We start from the raw sequence: 1,422 nt of genomic DNA on the forward strand, positions 1-1,422 counted from the left end.
GCCCTGACCGCGGCGCTCGCCGACCCTGTTTCCGGCCAGCCGGCGCTGAAGCATGTCGCGGTGCGCATCGAGAAATTCGCCGCCAGAGCCTTCGGCTTCGCCGTGATGCGAGAACGCCCCGAGGTCATCGCCGCCGACTATTGGGCGGTGGCCCGCTGCAAGGGCGGCTGGCGGGTGGAGCTCGCTTTTGCCGACGAAAACATCGACTGGCCAGATTTCGCCCAGTCATTGTTCGTGTCGCCTGAGGCCGAGCTGCTCGCCTATCACGACCGCGACGCCGGCCAGCACCGCATCGCCGCCTTTGAAGGCGAGCGCCTTGCCGGCGCCCTGTTCGTCGCACCCGGCCCGGTCGCTGTCTCACGCGGCTGGGCGGCCGAGCAGCTCGAAACCGCCCACGCCGGCCAGCGCGAGCGCTTCCGCATTGTCGCCGGCCGCGCCGGCGCCGACCGGCCGGATATCGGCGCGATCGTCTGCTCCTGCTTCGGCATCGGCGCCAACCAGATCGCGGCGGCTGTGGGGGCTGGCTGCTCGACCGTCGGGGCCGTTGGCGAAGCGCTCAAGGCCGGCACCAATTGCGGCTCCTGCCGCGCCGAAATTCGCGCCATCATCGGAGCGGGCAGGGTGCAGGCGGCGGAGTAGCGTGCGGGGCGGCCCGGCTTGGCGCCCAGCTCCTTGATATGCTTTCGATGGGCGTTGGTTAGCCTGCATCGGCCATCTGCAACGACGCCCGCTGCAACCAAAAGCTAACTGAAAAATAAACATTCGATGGAAGGATGGCAACTCCGCCGACAGTATCGGCGAGCCGGCAACGGTTGGTACTGGCCATGGAAATGGAAAGGACTGCGTTGTGTCGATCCTCGAGAGAAGTTTATCTGCACTTGATCGGATCCTGATTGTTCTGGTCATTTCGGCAATCGGCATGCTGCCGGCATTCGCCATGGAACCGGCCAAATATCCGGATCCCCCCGATACCGTTGCTTTCAATGTCGAGAAGAACGGCGAATCGATCCCGGTCACGCTGCGACAGCTGGAAAAGCTCGGCCTTTACAGCGTTTCCACCCCAAGTCCCTTTGAAAAAGGGCAACTTGTGTTTCAGGGCGTTCTGTTCCGGGATGTGGTCAAGCTGGTCGGATTGGAGGGTGAATCGTCAGTCGTCCTGCGGGCGGTGGACGACTATGTGCAGGTAATCCCGAAGGAAGACTGGATCGAAGGTCCCCTGCTTCTTGCCACTCGCCAGGACGGCAAGCTGTTGACGCGGCGCACGCAAGGTCCCACGCGGCTGATCTACCCTCTCGATGACTATCCAGCCTTCGATACGCCAGTTCGCAAACCTCGATGGATCTGGCTGATAAAAACGATGGCCCCTGGCAATTGAACCTCCGCCTTACGTCCAGCCATGTGGTCTAGTAGCAAAGCCTGGCG

General features: G+C 63.0%; 2 protein-coding genes. Both read left to right on the forward strand.

Going from position 1 to position 1,422, the window contains the following annotated elements; all coding sequences use genetic code 11:
* A partial coding sequence (locus tag EOA33_RS35665) for a (2Fe-2S)-binding protein (protein WP_190234495.1) occupies positions 1 to 639 on the forward strand: 639 nt, incomplete at its 5' end.
* A 208-nt stretch (positions 640 to 847) separates the two neighbouring features.
* On the forward strand, positions 848 to 1,375 hold the full coding sequence (locus tag EOA33_RS35670; RefSeq protein WP_127407718.1) for a molybdopterin-dependent oxidoreductase: 528 nt from the start codon (positions 848 to 850) through the stop codon (positions 1,373 to 1,375).
* Positions 1,376 to 1,422: the final 47 nt, after the last annotated feature.

The sequence above is a fragment of the Mesorhizobium sp. M4A.F.Ca.ET.050.02.1.1 genome, assembly GCF_003997725.1.
Lineage (GTDB): Bacteria > Pseudomonadota > Alphaproteobacteria > Rhizobiales > Rhizobiaceae > Mesorhizobium.